At 54.2% G+C, this 18,166-nt stretch carries 15 protein-coding genes; 8 read left to right on the plus strand and 7 right to left on the minus strand.

Features of this window, described 5'->3' with window-relative positions; genetic code table 11:
- Positions 1–2: 2 nt before the first annotated feature.
- The 3 genes from mnmG to asnC form a co-directional block, all read right to left on the minus strand.
- Positions 3–1,892 (minus strand): tRNA uridine-5-carboxymethylaminomethyl(34) synthesis enzyme MnmG, encoded by a 1,890-nt coding sequence (gene mnmG / locus C8D90_RS09310; RefSeq protein WP_115458161.1) that lies wholly within the window; start codon positions 1,890–1,892, stop codon positions 3–5.
- Between the two features lie 378 nt (positions 1,893–2,270).
- Complete coding sequence (gene mioC / locus C8D90_RS09315) at positions 2,271–2,723, minus strand: FMN-binding protein MioC (RefSeq protein WP_115458162.1); 453 nt, start codon at positions 2,721–2,723, stop codon at positions 2,271–2,273.
- 106 nt (positions 2,724–2,829) lie between these two features.
- Positions 2,830–3,291, minus strand: coding sequence for a transcriptional regulator AsnC (asnC, locus tag C8D90_RS09320; protein WP_115458163.1), 462 nt, complete (start codon positions 3,289–3,291; stop codon positions 2,830–2,832).
- 154 nt (positions 3,292–3,445) lie between these two features.
- On the opposite strand from asnC, the gene asnA reads away from it, so the two are divergent.
- Positions 3,446–4,438 carry an aspartate--ammonia ligase gene (gene asnA, locus C8D90_RS09325; RefSeq protein WP_115458164.1) on the plus strand — a complete coding sequence of 331 codons (993 nt, stop codon included), beginning with the start codon at positions 3,446–3,448 and terminating at the stop codon, positions 4,436–4,438.
- Here the strand turns inward: asnA and viaA are convergent, their stop codons facing one another.
- Both viaA and ravA read right to left on the minus strand, forming a co-directional pair.
- Positions 4,439–5,893: an ATPase RavA stimulator ViaA gene (gene viaA, locus C8D90_RS09330; RefSeq protein WP_115458165.1), complete on the minus strand. Its 1,455-nt coding sequence runs from the start codon at positions 5,891–5,893 to the stop codon at positions 4,439–4,441. It lies immediately after the preceding gene.
- Entirely contained in the window at positions 5,886–7,403 is a 1,518-nt protein-coding gene (gene ravA, locus C8D90_RS09335; protein WP_115458166.1) for an ATPase RavA, read from the minus strand. Before ravA ends, viaA begins: the two co-directional genes overlap by 8 nt.
- Before the next feature lie 264 nt (positions 7,404–7,667).
- Here ravA and kup point away from each other — a divergent pair, with 264 nt between their 5' ends.
- The 7 genes from kup to rbsR all read left to right on the plus strand — a co-directional run bounded on the left by kup (position 7,668) and on the right by rbsR (position 15,574).
- Complete coding sequence (gene kup, locus C8D90_RS09340) at positions 7,668–9,536, plus strand: low affinity potassium transporter Kup (protein ID WP_115458167.1); 1,869 nt, start codon at positions 7,668–7,670, stop codon at positions 9,534–9,536.
- A gap of 211 nt (positions 9,537–9,747) precedes the next feature.
- Positions 9,748–10,167, plus strand: a complete 420-nt coding sequence (gene rbsD, locus C8D90_RS09345) for a D-ribose pyranase (RefSeq protein WP_115458168.1) — start codon at positions 9,748–9,750, stop codon at positions 10,165–10,167.
- A gap of 7 nt (positions 10,168–10,174) precedes the next feature.
- The gene (rbsA, locus tag C8D90_RS09350; protein ID WP_115458169.1) at positions 10,175–11,689 is read left to right on the plus strand and encodes a ribose ABC transporter ATP-binding protein RbsA; all 1,515 of its coding nucleotides are present in this window, start codon (positions 10,175–10,177) and stop codon (positions 11,687–11,689) included.
- Entirely contained in the window at positions 11,686–12,654 is a 969-nt protein-coding gene (gene rbsC, locus C8D90_RS09355; protein ID WP_115458170.1) for a ribose ABC transporter permease, read from the plus strand. The genes rbsA and rbsC overlap by 4 nt, the downstream gene beginning before the upstream one ends.
- Before the next feature lie 23 nt (positions 12,655–12,677).
- Positions 12,678–13,565 carry a ribose ABC transporter substrate-binding protein RbsB gene (rbsB, locus tag C8D90_RS09360; protein WP_115458171.1) on the plus strand — a complete coding sequence of 296 codons (888 nt, stop codon included), beginning with the start codon at positions 12,678–12,680 and terminating at the stop codon, positions 13,563–13,565.
- A 68-nt stretch (positions 13,566–13,633) separates the two neighbouring features.
- Positions 13,634–14,560, plus strand: a complete 927-nt coding sequence (rbsK, locus tag C8D90_RS09365) for a ribokinase (RefSeq protein WP_115458172.1) — start codon at positions 13,634–13,636, stop codon at positions 14,558–14,560.
- Positions 14,561–14,566: 6 nt separating this feature from the next.
- Positions 14,567–15,574 carry a ribose operon transcriptional repressor RbsR gene (gene rbsR / locus C8D90_RS09370; RefSeq protein WP_115458173.1) on the plus strand — a complete coding sequence of 336 codons (1,008 nt, stop codon included), beginning with the start codon at positions 14,567–14,569 and terminating at the stop codon, positions 15,572–15,574.
- On the opposite strand, the gene mdtD is transcribed toward rbsR, so the two are convergent.
- Together mdtD and C8D90_RS09380 are read right to left on the minus strand one after the other, a co-directional pair.
- Complete coding sequence (mdtD, locus tag C8D90_RS09375) at positions 15,565–16,959, minus strand: multidrug transporter subunit MdtD (protein ID WP_230472989.1); 1,395 nt, start codon at positions 16,957–16,959, stop codon at positions 15,565–15,567. The genes rbsR and mdtD overlap by 10 nt on opposite strands.
- Before the next feature lie 40 nt (positions 16,960–16,999).
- A complete protein-coding gene (locus C8D90_RS09380; protein WP_115458175.1) occupies positions 17,000–17,689 on the minus strand; it encodes a FadR/GntR family transcriptional regulator in 690 nt (229 codons plus the stop codon).
- Positions 17,690–18,166 lie beyond the last annotated feature (477 nt).

The following is an 18,166-nucleotide window of genomic DNA, read 5'->3' on the forward strand; positions in this document are numbered from 1 at the left end:
GTTCAGGCACTGCGGCGCAACAAACCCTGTTTTTTCAGCCAAACCAGTAGAATAGAGATAGCCGCCGGCGTAATACCGGAAATGCGCGAAGCCTGACCAATCGATCCCGGCTTGTGATCGTTAAGCTTGGCGATCACCTCGTTAGACAGCCCGGAAACCTGGCGGTAATCAAGATCGGCCGGCAACAGGGCGTTCTCATTACGCAGCTGCTTTTCGATCTCTTCCTGCTGACGGGCGATATAACCCTCGTATTTGACCTGAATCTCTACCTGTTCCGCCGCCTGTTCATCCTCCAGCGCAGGCGCGAAGCTGTTCAGCCCGCTCAGCAGACGGTAATCCATTTCCGGCCGGCGCAGCAACTCTTCGCCGTTCGCCTCTTTGGATAACGGTGTTTTCAGCAGCGCATTGATTTCACTTACATTATCAGAGTGGGGGTGAACCCAGATATCACGCAGGCGCTGGCGTTCACGTTCGATGTTTTCCAGCTTCTCGTTGTAGCGCGCCCAGCGAACGTCATCCACCAGCCCTAATGCCCGCCCGGTTTCAGTGAGGCGCAGATCGGCGTTATCTTCACGCAGCATCAGGCGATATTCCGCACGGGACGTAAACATCCGGTAAGGTTCTTTGGTTCCGAGAGTGCAGAGGTCATCCACCAGCACGCTAAGATAAGCCTGATCGCGACGCGGCGACCAACCTTCTTCGTCCGAAGCGAAACGGCCGGCGTTCATACCGGCCAGCAGCCCCTGAGCCGCCGCTTCTTCATACCCTGTCGTGCCGTTAATCTGTCCGGCAAAAAACAACCCCTGAATATATTTGCTTTCCAGCGTTTGTTTCAGATCGCGCGGATCGAAGAAATCATACTCAATGGCATAACCCGGACGAACAATGCGGGCATTTTGCATACCTTCCATCGAACGGACGATTTGCATTTGCACGTCAAACGGCAGGCTGGTTGAGATGCCGTTGGGATAGATTTCATTGCTGGTCAGTCCTTCCGGTTCGAGGAAGATCTGATGCGCATTACGGTCGGCAAACCGCATGACTTTGTCTTCGATCGACGGGCAGTAACGCGGGCCGATCCCTTCGATGATCCCGGCATACATCGGGCTGCGATCGAGATTATTACGGATCGCCTCATGGGTGCGTTCGTTGGTATGGGTGATGTAACACGGAATTTGACGCGGATGCTGCGCAGCATTCCCCAGGAAAGAGAACACCGGCGCCGGGTCGTCACCATGCTGCGCGGCAAGCACGCTGAAGTCGATCGTACGGGCGTCGATACGCGGCGGTGTGCCGGTTTTCAACCGGTTTACCCGCAACGGCAGCTCACGCAGACGGCGTGACAGCGCGATCGATGGCGGATCGCCGGCCCGGCCGCCGCTGTAATTTTCCAGACCGATATGGATTTTGCCGTCCAGAAAGGTACCGACAGTCAGCACAACCGCACGGGCGCGAAACTTCAGCCCCATTTGGGTAACGGCACCAACGACGCGATCGTTCTCAACGATAAGATCCTCAACCGCCTGCTGGAAGATCATCAGGTTGGGCTGGTTCTCCAGCGCAGTACGTACCGCTTGTTTATACAGCACCCTGTCAGCCTGAGCGCGGGTTGCACGTACCGCCGGGCCTTTGCTGACATTCAGGGTCCGGAACTGGATCCCGGCATGATCAATCGCGGTCGCCATCAGCCCGCCGAGTGCATCGACTTCCCTGACCAGATGTCCTTTCCCGATCCCGCCGATCGCCGGATTACAGGACATTTGTCCCAGCGTATCAATATTGTGCGTCAGCAGCAGGGTCTGACGTCCCATACGGGCCGCCGCCATTGCCGCTTCGGTACCGGCATGACCGCCACCGATAACGATGACGTCAAAAGGATCTGAATAGAACATGGAACTGTACCTCGTGATGATCTTAATGCGGGGATCGTCTGATGATCCGCCGGGGTGAGGATTCTACTCAAGTTTAGCCAATGCGCCAACCTGGGCGGGAGAACCGTTAAGTATTAAAAAGATCTTTTTTATTTAAAGATCTCTTTATTAGATCTTCTATTAGGATCGCGATCCTCTGTGGATAACCGATTATTCGCAAGAAGGATCAATGTGATATTGAGGATCATTTGCTGTGGACGAGAAGTGATCCCAGGCAGGATAAGCTGGGATCATTTATCATGGTTATGCACAGAACAAAAAATGAGCTTCGGTTGTTCTTTGGATAACTACTGGTTATTTGCGGTTTATCACTAAACTTATCCACAAACCGGCGTTAGCTTATCGTGCTTTTTTCAGTAAAGTGATCCAATTTTTCACCCATTCCCCGGCCGGATCTTCCGGAATCTCGTGTTGGGTTACATCAATTTCCAGTACATCGCCGATCCGGCGGGCGCCGAATGCGCTCAGGATGCGATCCACGGTTTTAATACCTCCGCAGAAGGTGTCGTATTCGCTGCTGCCAAGCCCTACCGCGCCAAAGCGCAGATTTGTCAGATCCGGCTGGCGGGTTTCGATCTGCTCAAACAGTGGTTCGAGGTTATCCGGCAGGTTGCCGGCGCCATGCGTAGAGGTGATGACCAGCCATAACCCTTCCGTCGTTACTTCTTCTATTTCCGGGCCGTGCAGGGTCTCCGTGCTGTATCCGGCTTCTTCCAGCTTTTCAGCCAGATGTTCCGCCACATATTCCGCACTGCCCAGCGTGCTGCCGCTAATCAGGGTAATGTCTGCCATAGATGATCCCAACCTCGTTCAAAATCCGGTGGCTATTGTATGCTGTGAAACCGCTGGGATCTACCTGTGGGTAATAGGGGGATGATTACGGATAACCTGGCGATCGTTATGGTGCAATGTCGCGCATGATGGGGTTTTGCAGGGAGATCAGGGTTTCCGTGGACTGTATTTCGTCAATTGTCTGGATCTTGTTGATAAGTACGTTTTGCAGCGCATCGATCGAGCGGGTCATGACTTTAATAAAGATGCTGTAGTGGCCGGTGGTGTAATACGCCTCCACCACCTCTTCCAGGCTTTCCAGTTTGCTCAGGGCGGAAGGGTAGTCTTTGGCGCTTTTGAGGATGATGCCGATAAAACAGCATACGTCGTAACCCAGCTTTTTCGGGCTGATCCTGACGCAGGCGCCGGTAATGATGCCAGCTTGTTTCATTTTTTCCACGCGGACGTGGATCGTTCCGGGGCTGACGTTGAACTGCTTGGCCAATTCGGCGTAGGGCGTGCGTGCATTTTCCATTAATGCTTCCAGGATGCCCCGATCGAGATTGTCGATTTGATAATTATCGGCCATTTTTTCCCTCTTCTTTTGCACAAAATACATTGCAGATGGGATAAAAATGAAGGATCAAAAGTGAAATAGCAATATTTATTGTTGAATATTGAATTCTGTGGGCGTTTTGTTGCTTAATCATCTTAACAGAGACAGCGTAATTGTGAGAACGGCAATGGAAAAGCAATTTATACAAAAACAACAACAGATCAGCTTCGTAAAATCTTCTTTCTCCCGCCAGCTGGAAGAGCGCCTGGGCTTAATTGAAGTTCAGGCGCCAATCCTGAGCCGTCTGGGTGACGGAACGCAGGATAACCTGTCCGGTACGGAAAAGGCAGTACAGGTAAAGGTGAAGAGCCTGCCGGGAGAGACGTTTGAAGTGGTGCACTCACTGGCGAAGTGGAAGCGTCAGACGCTGGGAATGCATGACTTTGGCCCGGGAGAAGGCCTTTATACGCATATGAAAGCGCTGCGTCCGGATGAAGATCGCCTGAGCCCGATTCACTCCGTATATGTCGATCAGTGGGACTGGGAAAAAGTGATGGGCGACGGACAGCGTACGCCGGATTACCTGAAAAAGACGGTCCGCACCATCTATGCAGCAATCAAGGCCACCGAAGCGGAAGTCGCGGAAAGATACGGTTTGACGCCGTTCCTGCCGGACGACATTCATTTCGTGCACACTGAAATGCTGGCCCGCCGTTTCCCGGATCTGGATGGTAAAGGCCGTGAGCGCGCTATTGCCAAAGAGCTGGGCGCGGTATTCCTGATTGGCATCGGTGGCAAACTGTCTGACGGTAAAGCGCATGACGTACGTGCGCCGGACTACGACGACTGGACGTCCCCGGGCGAAGAAGGTTTTGGCGGCCTGAACGGCGATATTCTGGTGTGGAACCCGGTGCTGGAAGATGCGTTTGAGCTTTCCTCTATGGGGATCCGCGTGGACGCCGAGGCGCTTAAGCGTCAGTTGGCGCTGACCAAAGACGAAGAGCGCATCAAACTGGAATGGCATCAGGCCCTGCTGCGCGGCGATATGCCGCAGACCATCGGCGGCGGTATCGGTCAGTCGCGTCTGGTAATGCTGCTGCTGCAGCAACAGCATATTGGTCAGGTTCAGTGTGGCGTATGGTCGCCGGAAATTCGCAGCCAGGTGAGTGCGATCCTGTAATCAGCGTTTCCAGCGGCGCAGCAGACGGCCTTTTATGCCGGTATCGAAACGCCAGATGTGATCGAAAATACGCATAATGCCGGGTTTCCCGTGCTCAGAAACGGCCACCGCATGAAAACGGTGGCCGTTTTGTTCCTGTAATGCGCCTATTTGCCTGATAACGTCGTCCGGCAACCGTTGGGCGATAAAATCGGATATCACGACCGCATCTGCCTGCCGCCATGCCGACTGTCTCATCAACGCCGCCGTTGCCGCCAGGCAACGGGCCAGATCTGTACCGCCGCGAAAGCGCTGGGCCAGAAAGCGTATGGCCTGTTCAATGCCGTTATCGGCCGTTAACTCAAAACTGACGATATCGCTGGAAAACAACGTGACGTAGCAACGGCGGTTATCCGCCAGGGCGATGCGCAATAAGGCCAGGCAAAATGCTTTGGCGCACTGTTCGTTGAATCCGCCCATTGAACCGGAAGTATCCACGCAGACGATAAAGGGGCCGCGCGGCTGTTGTTCGTCCTGGTTATAAACCACCGGGCGCTGAAACTGATGTTCGCGCCAAACGTCTCCCTGAAGGCGATAAGTCAGCAGGCGTTTTTCCAGCAAGCGGCGGTAAAATTCGAACTCAAGATCGCTGATGCCCAGCGTGACCAGCTCTGTCGGCAGCAGGCGCAGAATGTCGTCGCTTTGCCAGATACCGCTGACTTCCTCGGGAACGGCTGCCGGCTCCCTGATCATGATGTGGTGGGTTTCCTGATGCGTACTCTGCCGCGTTTCCGCACTGGCTATCCGGCTGCGGCCGAGCTGTTGCGCCAGTTTTTGCAGCTCCGGCTGGTGGGATAAAAACTCCCCGTATTGCACCAGAAGCTTGCTGTCTCCCTGATGCAGTCTGCTGCGGCTGAGATCCCATAGCCGTCCGGCCGCATTTTCATTTTCCACCAGTACCGGCTCAAGGGCGCCGCTGAGTTGCAGGCGCTGTTCAAGCTCAGCCTGTAACTGCTGACGTTCCTGTTCCATGACCTGATGGTGCAACGTCAGCGTTCTGGCGATCAGGCTGATGCGCCAGCGCTGGATGAAGAGCGTCTGGAAGCTGTCGCTGCGCGGCGTGTTATCGGGAGGGCACAGCGCCTCGGCTTCCGGGTAAAAAGGCGATTCCTGTTGCTTTATCACCGAGAGGGTTTCCGGCAGTTGCTGGAAAAAATCGGCGTTGGTGAGGCGCTGTTGGTGCTGGAAAAGGGTGAACTCCCTCGCCAGCGCTTCGGGAACCGCCGTGTCTTTCAGGCGCTGCTGTAAACGCAGGCGCCACTGCGGATGCTCCTTAAGCAGGGCCTGTTTCAGGCGCGGAAATTTTTCAAAAAAAACGGCTAACTGGGGCGCTGCCATAAGACCAATGATGAAGTCTTGCAGCAGCTCCTGCTCGTTCATGATCAGAAACGTTTCCAGCGCTTCCAGGCTAAGCATGTTCAATGCCTTTCAGCGAGGCGGTGAATGCCCGGAGCTTTTCTTCGATTGCTAACAAACTGGCTTCTATGTCGGCTAACCAGCTTTTACTGGCGAACAAATTGGGCTGGTGGCTGGAGAATAAATGCCTTTGTTCCAGCAGCATTTTTTCTATACCGTCAATTTTTTCCCTGATTTCCGGCGGAACCTGGCAGTTTGCCTGTCCGGGGAGGGAAAGCGGGGTGCTTTGATAGCTGATATCCCGTAACTGGAGCTGGTGTTTTTCATCCACGGTTAAATCAACCGGCAGGGCAAACCCGATACCGTTTAGCTTCGCCTTGATTTCACCGCCTTTTTGCAGCCAGCGGGCAAGCTCTGAAGACTCCAGCACCAGGTGTGTGACCTGCATGTCGTGCAGGGTAAGCGGCTGAAACAGCATCAGCGTAACTTTTCCGCCGGGGAAGTTTTCCGGCAGAAGATGCTGGGGCTTGCGGTTAAACAGGCCTGATTTAGTCTCCAGCGTAATGGCCTGTTGTTGGCTTTGTTGGCGCTGCGCCTGCAACCAGGCACCTTCGGCCTGCTGCAACTTCAACAGAAGTGACTGCTGGTGATAAGCCTGATCGGTCAGCATTTGCTTTATTTGCTGATTGAGTAACTGGCGTGACGAAAGATCGTGCCACAGGCACTCTTTGAGCAGGATCATATCGAGCGGCGCAATTTCCTGGCGTCCGCTGAAGAACGCGCAGGCCTGCAATAGCTTCAGCGCTTTTTTCCAGCGGCGGTCGGAAATATAGGGCGCATTGTCCAGTACGCCGATACGCTGGCGTAGCTGGAAAATCATATCAAAACAGTGGGTCGGCAGGCTGACTTTGCCAATCAGGGGTTGCCAGGCGTAGAATTCCTCATCGCTGATGCTGATGGATTCGGGAACCGGGTTGGCGTTTTCATCCTGGTTGCTGGTAATCAGCTGACGAAAGCTTTGTTTATCCTGGACTTTATCCAGCCACAGGCGAATCAGCATGCGGTCATATAGTGCCTCAAGGCTGCTTTCGGCTTCCGGGAGTTCGTTGGATGCCGTCACCAGTAAACGCAGCGGAATGGGATCTTCGCTGTCGCCGTTGCGAAAGCGCCGTTCGTTAATCGCGGTGAGCAGCGTGTTGAGGATGGCCGGGCCGGCTTTCCAGATTTCATCAAGGAAGACTATTTCGGCCTCCGGCAAATAGCCTTTGGTTAAGCGCAGGTAGCGGCCGTCTTCCTTCAGCGCCTGGATGGAAAGCGGGCCGAAGACTTCTTCTGGCGTGGAGAAGCGCGTCATCAGGTATTCAAATGCGTTGGCGTGACGGAAAGCGAATTTCAGGCGGCGGGCAATCAGGCTTTTGGCGATGCCCGGCGGGCCGAGGAGAAATACGCTCTCTCCGCACAGGGCTGCCAGCAGGCAAAGACGGACGGCTTCCTGGCGTTCATACAGCCCTTCTTCCAGGGCATGGCTCAGGCGGGAAATACGTTCAGCAAGTTGGGCGGATTGCGTCATAATATGATGTGTTCCTAACAGGGATTGCACAGTTTTATCTGCTCCCTGTGGCGTTGACCAGTGATATTTTTTTATTTTACTTTGCTGATTTAATGACTTTTTCTAAGTTTATTCCGGGGTTGCGGTTAAAGGTTCAGTGAGTTTTTCCATTGCTTAAATGGTTAGAAACCCGACTGTTTCGTACATAATTGTGCGATTTCTGTGGGCGAACAGGATGTTAGGCACACGCATCGCTTGTGGATGTTCCATCAAAAGAAACGAGTTATGAGTACAGAACAAAAACGTCCGATCGCCGCAGTCACGCTGGCCGCCATTGGGGTGGTCTATGGTGATATTGGCACCAGTCCCCTTTATACACTGCGGGAATGTTTTTCCAGCCACTACGGGTTCAGCGTAAAACCTGACATTGTTTTTGGCTTCCTCTCCCTGATCTTCTGGATGCAAATCATCATCGTATCGCTGAAATACCTGTGCTTTGTCATGCGTGCCGATAACGCGGGTGAAGGCGGCGTGTTAACGCTGATGTCGCTGGCGGGGCGAAATACCGCGCCGAAGGTTACCGCCGCGTTGGTGATCCTGGGGTTGATCGGCGGCAGCTTTTTTTATGGCGAGGTGGTTATTACGCCGGCGATTTCGGTGATGTCGGCGATTGAAGGACTGGAGATCGCGGCGCCTTCCCTCGATCCTTATATTGTTCCGCTTTCCATCATTGTACTTACCTTACTGTTTTTTATTCAGAAACACGGTACGGGAAGCGTAGGGAAATTGTTCGCGCCGGTTATGTTGCTGTGGTTCCTTACTCTGGCCGTGCTGGGCGCGCGCAGCATTATTGGCAACCCGGAAGTGCTGGCGGCGCTGAATCCGAAGTGGGCCGTTCATTTTTTCCTTGAGTATCGTTCGCTCTCCTTCTTTGCGCTGGGCGCGGTGGTGCTGTCGATCACCGGGGTTGAGGCGTTGTATGCGGATATGGGGCACTTTGGTAAATACCCTATTCGATTGGCCTGGTTTACCGTCGTGATCCCCTCCCTGATGCTGAATTACTTCGGCCAGGGTGCTCTGCTGCTGAAAAATCCGGAAGCGATTAAAAACCCGTTCTTCCTGCTGGCGCCAGACTGGGCATTGATCCCGTTGCTTATTTTGGCGACGCTGGCGACGGTTATCGCCTCGCAGGCGGTGATCTCCGGCGTATTTTCCCTGACCCGCCAGGCGGTTCGTCTGGGGTATCTGCCGCCGATGCGTATTATTCATACGTCGGATATGGAGATGGGGCAGATCTATATTCCGGCGATTAACTGGACGCTTTATATTGCCGTGGTGCTGGTGATCGCCAGCTTCGAGCACTCCAGCAACCTGGCGGCGGCTTACGGGATCGCGGTGACCGGCACCATGGTGTTGACCAGCATTCTTTCCTGTACCGTGGCGGTGAAGAACTGGCACTGGAACCGTTACGTCGTGTATATCCTGCTGGCACTGCTGTTGGTTATGGATATTTCCCTGTTTTCGGCCAACGCGGTGAAAATTTTCTCCGGTGGCTGGCTACCGCTGACGCTGGGCTTGGTCATGTTCATTATTATGACGACCTGGAAAAGCGAGCGTTTCCGCCTGCTGCGCCGCCTGCATGAGCACGGTAACTCCCTGGAGGCGATGATTGCCTCATTGGAAAAATCTCCGCCGGTCAGGGTGCAGGGGACGGCGGTTTATATGTCGCGCGCGGTTAACGTCATTCCCTTTGCGTTGTTGCATAACCTTAAACATAACAAAGTGTTGCATGAGCGCGTGATTCTGCTGACGCTGCGCACGGAGGATGCGCCTTATGTGCATAACGTCCGGCGTGTCACAATTGAACAGTTGTCGCCAACCTTTTGGCGCGTCGTCGCCAGCTACGGCTTTAAGGAGACGCCCAACGTCGAGGAAATTTTCCATCGTTGTGGTCTGGAAGGGTTGCCGTGCCGGATTATGGAGACGTCATTCTTCATGTCCCACGAGTCCCTTATTCTGGGCAACCGGCCCTGGTATCTTAAGGCGCGGGGGAAATTGTTCATGGCGCTCAGCCGTAATGCGCTGCAGGCTGCCGATCAGTTTGAAATTCCGCCCAACCGGGTCGTTGAGCTGGGTACGCAGGTCGAAATCTGATCTATCACCGGAGGGGGATTACCGCCCTCCGGTTACTATTCCCGATCATTTATTTTCCTCTTTATGCCGCTGCGCCGGCTGAATCGTTTCTTTTTTCCTGTGTCAGCGAAACGTTTCGATACTGATCACAATTCCCGCCATATTTCATTGCCATCTGTGGGTCGGAACCTAAAATTCTCACTAGCGAAACGTTTCGCTCATGGGGTGAATTATGAAAAAAGGCGCATTACTCAATTCTGAACTCTCTTACCTTGTTTCCCGCCTGGGGCATACCGACACCGTGGTTATCGGCGACGCAGGGCTTCCCATTCCTGAAGGGCCGCAGCGTATTGATTTGGCGTTAACCGCCGGCGTTCCCGGTTTTTTACAGGTTGCGGATGTCGTGACGCAGGAGATGCAGGTAGAGAAAGCGATTATTGCGCATGAGATGCCGAAAATTAACGCCCCGCTTCACCAACAGCTTATCGAGCTGCTGAAACAGCTTGAACAGCACCAGGGAAATACCATCAGCATTGAATACATCAGTCATGAACAATTCAAAACGCTGAGTAAGACCAGCCGCGCCGTGATTCGCAGCGGAGAATGTTCACCGTTCGCCAACGTGATACTGTGCGCCGGCGTTACCTTCTGAGGCGCCTATGCAACCCTTATTGCAGTTAAAAGGCATTGATAAATCCTTCCCCGGCGTGAAGGCATTATCGGGTGCCGCGCTCACTGTTTATCCCGGCCGCGTAATGGCGCTGGTGGGAGAAAACGGCGCAGGTAAATCCACCATGATGAAAGTGCTGACCGGTATCTATCAAAAGGATGCCGGTTCTCTGCATTTTTTGGGCAAAGAGGTTGTCTTTAACGGCCCCAAAGCCTCAGAAGAAGCGGGTATCGGTATTATTCATCAGGAACTTAACCTGATTCCGCAACTGACGATCGCCGAAAACATTTTTCTGGGCTGCGAGTTCGTCAACGGCTTCGGAAAAATTGACTGGAAACGTATGTACGCCGAAGCCGATAAACTGTTGCAACGTCTGAACCTGACGTACAGCAGCCACCGGCTGGTGGGGGAACTTTCCATCGGCGATCAGCAGATGGTGGAAATCGCCAAAGTGCTGAGCTTCGAGTCCAAAGTCATCATTATGGATGAACCGACGGATGCGCTGACGGACACGGAAACGGCCTCCTTGTTCAAGGTTATCAATGAACTGAAAGCGCAGGGCTGCGGGATTGTCTATATTTCCCACCGCCTGAAAGAGATTTTTGAAATTTGTGATGATGTTACGATTCTGCGTGACGGCCAGTTTATCGCCGAGCGTCCGGTCAGCGGGCTGAAAGAAGATGATCTGATCGAGATGATGGTGGGCCGTAAGCTGGAAGAACAGTATCCGCGCCTGAATATTCCGCGCGGCGACGTGCGGTTGCAGGTCAAAGGCGTAAGCGGTCCGGGCGTACATGACGTCAATTTTACCCTGCACCGGGGGGAAATTCTCGGCGTTTCAGGGCTGATGGGCGCCGGCCGTACCGAACTGATGAAAATTCTTTACGGCGCATTGCCGCGCACGCAGGGCTACGTTTCCCTCGACGGCCATGAGGTTGTGACCCATTCCCCGCAGGATGGTCTGGCAAACGGCATCGTCTATATTTCCGAAGACCGTAAACGTGACGGGCTGGTGCTCGGCATGTCGGTAAAAGAGAATATGTCGCTGACCGCGCTGCGTTATTTCAGCCGGGCAGGCGGTGGCCTTAAGCATAAAGATGAAGAACAGGCCGTTGATGATTTTATCCGCCTTTTCAATATTAAAACGCCTTCTATGGAACAGCCGATCGGTCTGCTTTCCGGCGGAAACCAACAAAAAGTGGCCATCGCCCGCGGGCTGATGACGCGTCCGAAAGTGCTGATCCTCGATGAGCCGACGCGTGGCGTCGACGTCGGCGCGAAAAAAGAAATTTATCAGCTTATCAATCAGTTCAAGCAGGAAGGGCTGAGCATCATCCTCGTGTCGTCTGAAATGCCCGAAGTGTTGGGCATGAGCGATCGCATTTTGGTTATGCATGAAGGCCGCATCAGCGGCGAGTTCCCGATTGAACAGGCAACCCAGGAAGCGCTGATGGCCGCGGCCGTCGGTAAGCAATACGGCGCTAAGCAGGAGTCAACCGTATGAATACTCAAACCATTCCATCCAAACGCTGGTTCAGTAAGGCATGGTTACTCGAACAGAAGTCGTTGATTGCATTGCTGGTGCTGATCGTCATCGTCTCTCTGATGAGTCCGAACTTTTTTACCCTGAACAACCTGTTCAATATTCTGCAGCAAACCTCAGTCAACGCCATTATGGCGGTAGGGATGACGCTGGTTATCCTGACTTCCGGCATCGATTTGTCGGTGGGATCGCTGCTGGCGCTGACCGGCGCGGTTGCGGCGTCTATCGTCGGGCTGGAGATTAATGCGCTGGTGGCTGTGGCCGGTGCTCTGGCGCTGGGTGCCGTCATCGGCGGCTGTACCGGGGTTATCGTTGCCAAAGGCCGGGTTCAGGCGTTTATTGCTACGCTGGTCATGATGCTGCTGCTGCGCGGCGTGACCATGGTGTACACCAACGGCAGCCCGGTTAACACCGGTTTCTCCGATGCCGCGGACATGTTCGGCTGGTTCGGTATCGGTCGTCCTCTCGGGGTGCCGACGCCTATCTGGCTGATGATTATCGTGTTCGCTTTGGCATGGTATATGCTGCACCACACCCGTCTGGGACGTTATATCTACGCGCTGGGCGGTAATGAAGCGGCGACCCGCCTGTCCGGTATCAGCGTTGATCGGGTAAAAATTATTGTTTATGCGCTGTGCGGTCTGTTGTCTGCGCTGGCGGGCGTGATTGAAGTTGCGCGTCTCTCTTCCGCGCAGCCGACGGCGGGTACCGGCTATGAACTTGATGCCATCGCGGCGGTCGTGCTTGGCGGCACCAGTCTGGCCGGGGGTAAAGGGCGTATTATGGGAACCCTGATCGGTGCGCTGATCCTCGGTTTTCTGAATAACGGCCTGAACTTATTGGGTGTTTCGTCTTACTACCAAATGATCGTGAAGGCAGTCGTTATTTTGCTGGCGGTTTTGGTAGACAACAAGAGCAACAAATAACCTTTCCTACAGGAATATTCGATATGAACATGAAAAAACTGGCTACCCTGGTTTCCGCAGCGGCGTTAAGCGCAACCCTGAACGCCAATGCGCTGGCACAGGATACCATTGCTCTGGTGGTATCTACCCTGAATAACCCGTTCTTCGTGTCCATGAAGGATGGAGCGCAGAAAGAAGCTGACAAGCTGGGTTATAAGCTGGTGGTGCTGGACTCACAAAACAACCCGGCGAAAGAGCTGGCCAACGTGCAGGACCTGACCGTACGCGGCACTAAGCTGATGTTGATTAACCCCACCGATTCCGATGCCGTAGGCAACGCCATCATCATGGCTAACCAGGCGAAGATCCCGGTAATCACCCTGGACCGTGCGGCGAGCAAAGGTGAAGTCGTCAGCCATATCGCCTCCGACAACGTGGCCGGCGGTAAAACGGCGGGCGACTTCATTGCCAAGACGTTGGGTAATGACGCCAAAGTGATCCAGCTGGAAGGCATTGCCGGAACGTCCGCTGCCCGTGAGCGCGGTGAAGGCTTCAAGAAAGCGATGGATGAGCATAAGTTCAACATGCTGGCGAGCCAGCCGGCAGATTTCGACCGCACCAAGGGGTTGAACGTTATGCAAAACCTGCTGACGGCTCATCCGACCGTTCAGGCCGTCTTTGCCCAGAACGACGAAATGGCGCTGGGCGCTATGCGCGCGCTGCAAACCGCAGGTAAGGCTGACGTTCTGGTCGTTGGTTTCGATGGCACCGCCGATGGTGTGAAAGCGGTGGAAAGCGGAAAATTGGGCGCGACGATCGCCCAGCAGCCGGAACAAATCGGCGTGATCGGCGTTGAGACTGCGGACAAAGTGCTGAAAGGCGAGAAAGTGCCGGCCAACATTCCCGTTGATCTGAAGCTGGTAACGAAGTAATCCCCGTCTGAGGTTGTATTACCCCATCGCCCTGAGCGGGTGATGGGGGTATTTCAGGAAGTCATATCATGCAAAAAGCCAAGTTAGTGGTGTTGGGCAGTATTAATGCCGATCACATCCTGAACGTCACCGAATTCCCCCGTCCGGGTGAAACGGTAACGGGGCAGCGGTATAAGGTCGCCTTCGGCGGTAAAGGGGCTAACCAGGCTGTCGCAGCCGGGCGCAGCGGCGCAGACATCGCGTTTATCGCCTGTGTCGGCGAGGATGATATTGGCGACCGTATCCGGCAGCAGCTTTCCGCAGATAAAATTAAAACCGCCGCCGTGGAGGCCGTAGAGGCTCAAACAACCGGCGTAGCACTGATTTTCGTTAATCAGGACGGTGAGAACGTTATCGGCATCAGTGCGGGCGCCAATGCCTGCGTCACGCCGGACTATCTGGCGCGATACCGCAGTTTGGTGGAAAACGCCGATATCCTGTTAATGCAGCTGGAATCTCCGCTGGAGACGATTATGGCCGCGGCCGGAATCGCCCGGCAAAGTGGTACGCAGGTCATTCTTAACCCGGCGCCGGCGCAAAAGTTGCCTGATGACCTGCTGGCGTTGCTGGACGTGATTACGCCCAATGAAACCGAAGCGGAATACCTGACCGGCATCGCCGTGAAAAGCGATGATGATGCGCGCCGGGCCGCGGCGGTGCTGCATGATAAAGGCATCCAGACGGTCATTATTACCCTGGGCAGCCGCGGAGTATGGTTAAGCCATGACAACCACGGCGAATTGATCCCGGCCTTCCGGGTGAAAGCAGTGGATACCATTGCCGCCGGCGACACCTTTAACGGCGCGATGTGTACGGCATTGCTGGAAGGCGCCGATATTCAATCCGCCCTCCGTTTCGCGCATGCGGCGGCGGCCATCGCGGTAACGCGTGAGGGCGCTCAGCCTTCCGTTCCCTGGCGCGGTGAGATTGATGCATTTTTGTCTCAGCAGGAGTGACGCGTCGTGGCCACGATGAAAGATGTCGCGCGTCTGGCGGGGGTTTCTACCTCGACGGTTTCTCACGTCATCAATAACAATCGCTTCGTCAGCGAGAGCGTGCGGGAGAAAGTGCTGACTGCGGTTAAGCAGCTCAACTATGCGCCGTCAGCGTTGGCCCGCAGCCTCAAGCTGAACCAGACCCATACCATCGGCATGTTGGTGACGACCAGTAACAACCCTTTCTATGCTGAAGTGGTGCGCGGCGTTGAGCGCAGCTGTTATGAGCGCGGGTACAGCCTGATTCTGTGCAACACGGAGGGGGATGCCCGCCGGATGAACCAGAGCCTGGAGACGCTGCTGCAAAAGCGGGTGGACGGGCTGCTGGTGATGTGCACCGAAGATTATCGTCCTTCACAACAGCTGTTCAGCCGCTATCCGGCGCTGCCGACGGTGATGATGGATTGGGCGCCATTTGAGGGGCCGAACGACGTCATTCAGGATAACTCTTTCTTAGGCGGAGAAACGGCAACCCGCCATCTTATTGAAAGAGGCTATACCCGGATTGCCTGTATTGCCGGCCCCAGAGATAAAACGACGGCCCAAAACCGTATTGAAGGTTACCGCAGCGCCATGAAACAGGCGGGATTACCCATTCCGTCCGGTTATGAAATTTACAGTGATTTCGAGTTTTCCGGTGGATTGCACGCCATGCAGCAATTACTGGCGTTACCGGAGCCGCCTCACGCGGTATTCACCTGTAATGATGCGATGGCCGTTGGGGTTTATCAGGCGTTGTATCAGGCCGGATTGCAGGTATCGCGTGATGTGGCTGTTGTCGGTTATGACGACATCGACATGGCCCGCTTTATGACGCCGCCGCTGACAACCGTTCATCAGCCGAAGGATGAGCTGGGGGAGCTGGCGGTGGACACCTTGTTACACCGCCTGGTCAACATCGATCTGGCGCCCCAGGTTTTGGTTCTTACCCCGGAGCTGGTAGTCAGGGACTCCGTGGGCAGAATTCAGAGCTGACCTTTCTTACGCAATTGCGCTTTACGCCCTTTGATTAAACCGTCTCCGTCTTTTTTACGCAGCAGCAGGAAAATACCGGCGGAGACAAAGGTGATCGCGCCCATCGTAATAAACGTGTAGTGGAAGTGATCCACAATATCGCCAAGAGAAAGTGATTCGTAAAAACGCAGCACCGCCGCGCTGATGGCTACGCCGAAACTGAGGGAAAGCTGCTGCGTGACGGCCAGCACGCTGTTGCCTGAGCTGGCGGTTTTGTCCGTCAGATCGCCCAGGGTGATCGTGTTCATCGACGTGAACTGGGTTGACATCACCATGCCCAAAACAAACAGCGGCAGCACCAGAATCCACAACGACATTCCCGGACTTTGCAGGGAGAATTGCGCAATCATCACACCGATAATCATCGTGACGCCGACCAGCGTTTTACGGTAGCCGAACCAACGTAAAACCCGGGTGACGGTCGATTTCGCGATAATGGAGCCTATGGCCGTCGGCGCCATCATCCATCCGGCAATCACTGCGGAGTAGCCGAACCCGACCTGCAGCATTAACGGCATCAGAAAAGGAACGCAGCCGGTACCCAAGCGGGAGGCGACATTGCCCACAATACCGATGGAGAACGTTCGCGTTTTAAACAGCGGCAGGTCGATCAGCGGTTGCGGATGACGGCGGGCGTGGACGATGTAAACGAAGAGCAGAATGATGCCGCCCAGCAGCAGGCTCCAGGCATAGATAATGGGCAGGACGCGCTCGCCGAACAGTTCCATACCGGATGACATGCACACCAGGCTCAGGCCAAACAAGAGGAAGCCCAACATATCAAAACGCCGTGTCGGCGCGGTGAAATCGGGCATATAACGGCGGGCGTAGATAATACCTGCGATGCCTATGGGGATGTTAATCAGGAAAATCCAGTGCCAGGTGGCATACGTTACCAGCCATCCGCCAAGCAGCGGGCCGACGACCGGGCCGACGAGGCCCGGCATGGTAACGAAATTCAGTACCGGCAGTAACTCGCTGCGCGGGTAAGCGCGCAACAGAGCCAGTCTGGCGACCGGCATCATCATGGCTCCCCCCACTCCCTGAATTATGCGGGAAATAACCAGCATGCTCAGTGAGCCGGACAAGGCGCAAGAGAGCGAGCCGGCGGAGAACAGGGTAACGGCAAAAATAAAGATCCGGCGGGTACCGAAACGGTCAGCCAGCCAACCGCTGACCGGGATCAGCATGGCAACGGTCAGCGTGTAGCTGATAATGGCGGATTGCATCGCCAGGGGTGAACGATCCAGGCTGCGCGCGATTGACGGCAGCGCTGTATTCAGGATTGTGGCATCCAACGCCTGCATAAAGAACGCCATTGCGGCGATCCATGGTAGTCCGGCCATGCTGCGGGCTGTTTTCGTTACAGGCATGTTTTTTGATAGCTCAATCTTCTTGTTTCAGTAAGTTTTGGCAAGCTTCGCGCGCGGCGGCGCTGTTTCTCGCTAAAATGGCATTAACGACAGCCTGATGATGTTCTAGTCTTAACACTTCATTGTCGGTAATGGCACGAAAATAACTCTGGTAGACGGAACTAAAGAGTTTTGAGAATGAAGTCAGGAACGGGTTATCGCTGGCTTCATAAATCAGCTGGTGGAATTGCGTATCGACGCGGATCCAGCGCTCCCGGTCAAACGTGGTGTTCAAATCACGCATCTCACCCATCAGGCTTTCCAGCAACTTCAGTTGTTCTTCGCTGCCGTGCTCTGCGGCCAGTGCGCAGGCCTGAGGCTCCAGTGATGTGCGCAGTACCAGGAAATAATTGCTGACCTGCTCAAAATTTTCCCGGGTAAGCCACCAGGATAATAACTCCTGATCGAGAAAGTTCCAATTTGTACGAGGCATAACGCGGGTTCCGATGCGCGGGCGGGGAAGCACCATCCCCTTTGCCGCCAGCATCTTGATTGCTTCTCTCACCGCGGTACGGCTGACGCCGAAAATTTCACCAAGTTCGAGTTCTCCGGGAAGGATGCTGCCTGCCTCATATTCACCGGCAAGAATACGCTGGCCGATCTTCTCTGCCAATAGATAAGAAAGGTTCCTTTGCGCTGCCTGTTGCTGAGCATTGAATTGCATAATTTTCAGGTCCTATCTGGAGGGTTAATGCACCAATAATTTTATCCTACTATTTCCGCCAGTAAGCGGTTTAATAGTAAGAGCTCGCTATGACAGCAGTTTTTTAAACTCCTTGATGAAAAAAAAAGCGCTTAGCGTTTTTTTTTAAATTAACACTTGTCAGCCATCAGGAAGTCCCTATAATGCGCCTCCACTGACCGGCAAACAGCACGGCTCAGCAGCGAGGCAGCCCAAATAAAGGCTTGACTCCACGGGCAAAAAGCGTAGTATACGCAGCCCGCGCCGGAAGGAATTCCGGCCACGCTCTTTAACAATTTATCAGACAATCTGTGTGGGCACTCACAAGACATTGTATCCATGTCCAATGGACATTAAACAAATCAAAAGTCTTGAAGAGTGAACAACAGTTAATTCATTACGAACTAACAGTAAGATTCTTTGAGCATCAAACTTTAATTGAAGAGTTTGATCATGGCT

It is taken from the genome of Enterobacillus tribolii (assembly GCF_003363015.1).
Classification (GTDB): Bacteria; Pseudomonadota; Gammaproteobacteria; order Enterobacterales; family Enterobacteriaceae; genus Enterobacillus; species Enterobacillus tribolii.

Coding starts and splice junctions, on each gene's coding strand:
- mnmG (WP_115458161.1), bottom strand. CDS start 1,892: ATGTTCTATTCAGATCCTTTTGACGTCATCGTTATCGGTGGCGGTCAT.
- mioC (WP_115458162.1), bottom strand. CDS start 2,723: ATGGCAGACATTACCCTGATTAGCGGCAGCACGCTGGGCAGTGCGGAA.
- asnC (WP_115458163.1), bottom strand. CDS start 3,291: ATGGCCGATAATTATCAAATCGACAATCTCGATCGGGGCATCCTGGAA.
- asnA (WP_115458164.1), top strand. CDS start 3,446: ATGGAAAAGCAATTTATACAAAAACAACAACAGATCAGCTTCGTAAAA.
- viaA (WP_115458165.1), bottom strand. CDS start 5,893: ATGCTTAGCCTGGAAGCGCTGGAAACGTTTCTGATCATGAACGAGCAG.
- ravA (WP_115458166.1), bottom strand. CDS start 7,403: ATGACGCAATCCGCCCAACTTGCTGAACGTATTTCCCGCCTGAGCCAT.
- kup (WP_115458167.1), top strand. CDS start 7,668: ATGAGTACAGAACAAAAACGTCCGATCGCCGCAGTCACGCTGGCCGCC.
- rbsD (WP_115458168.1), top strand. CDS start 9,748: ATGAAAAAAGGCGCATTACTCAATTCTGAACTCTCTTACCTTGTTTCC.
- rbsA (WP_115458169.1), top strand. CDS start 10,175: ATGCAACCCTTATTGCAGTTAAAAGGCATTGATAAATCCTTCCCCGGC.
- rbsC (WP_115458170.1), top strand. CDS start 11,686: ATGAATACTCAAACCATTCCATCCAAACGCTGGTTCAGTAAGGCATGG.
- rbsB (WP_115458171.1), top strand. CDS start 12,678: ATGAACATGAAAAAACTGGCTACCCTGGTTTCCGCAGCGGCGTTAAGC.
- rbsK (WP_115458172.1), top strand. CDS start 13,634: ATGCAAAAAGCCAAGTTAGTGGTGTTGGGCAGTATTAATGCCGATCAC.
- mdtD (WP_230472989.1), bottom strand. CDS start 16,959: ATGGCCGGACTACCATGGATCGCCGCAATGGCGTTCTTTATGCAGGCG.
- C8D90_RS09380 (WP_115458175.1), bottom strand. CDS start 17,689: ATGCAATTCAATGCTCAGCAACAGGCAGCGCAAAGGAACCTTTCTTAT.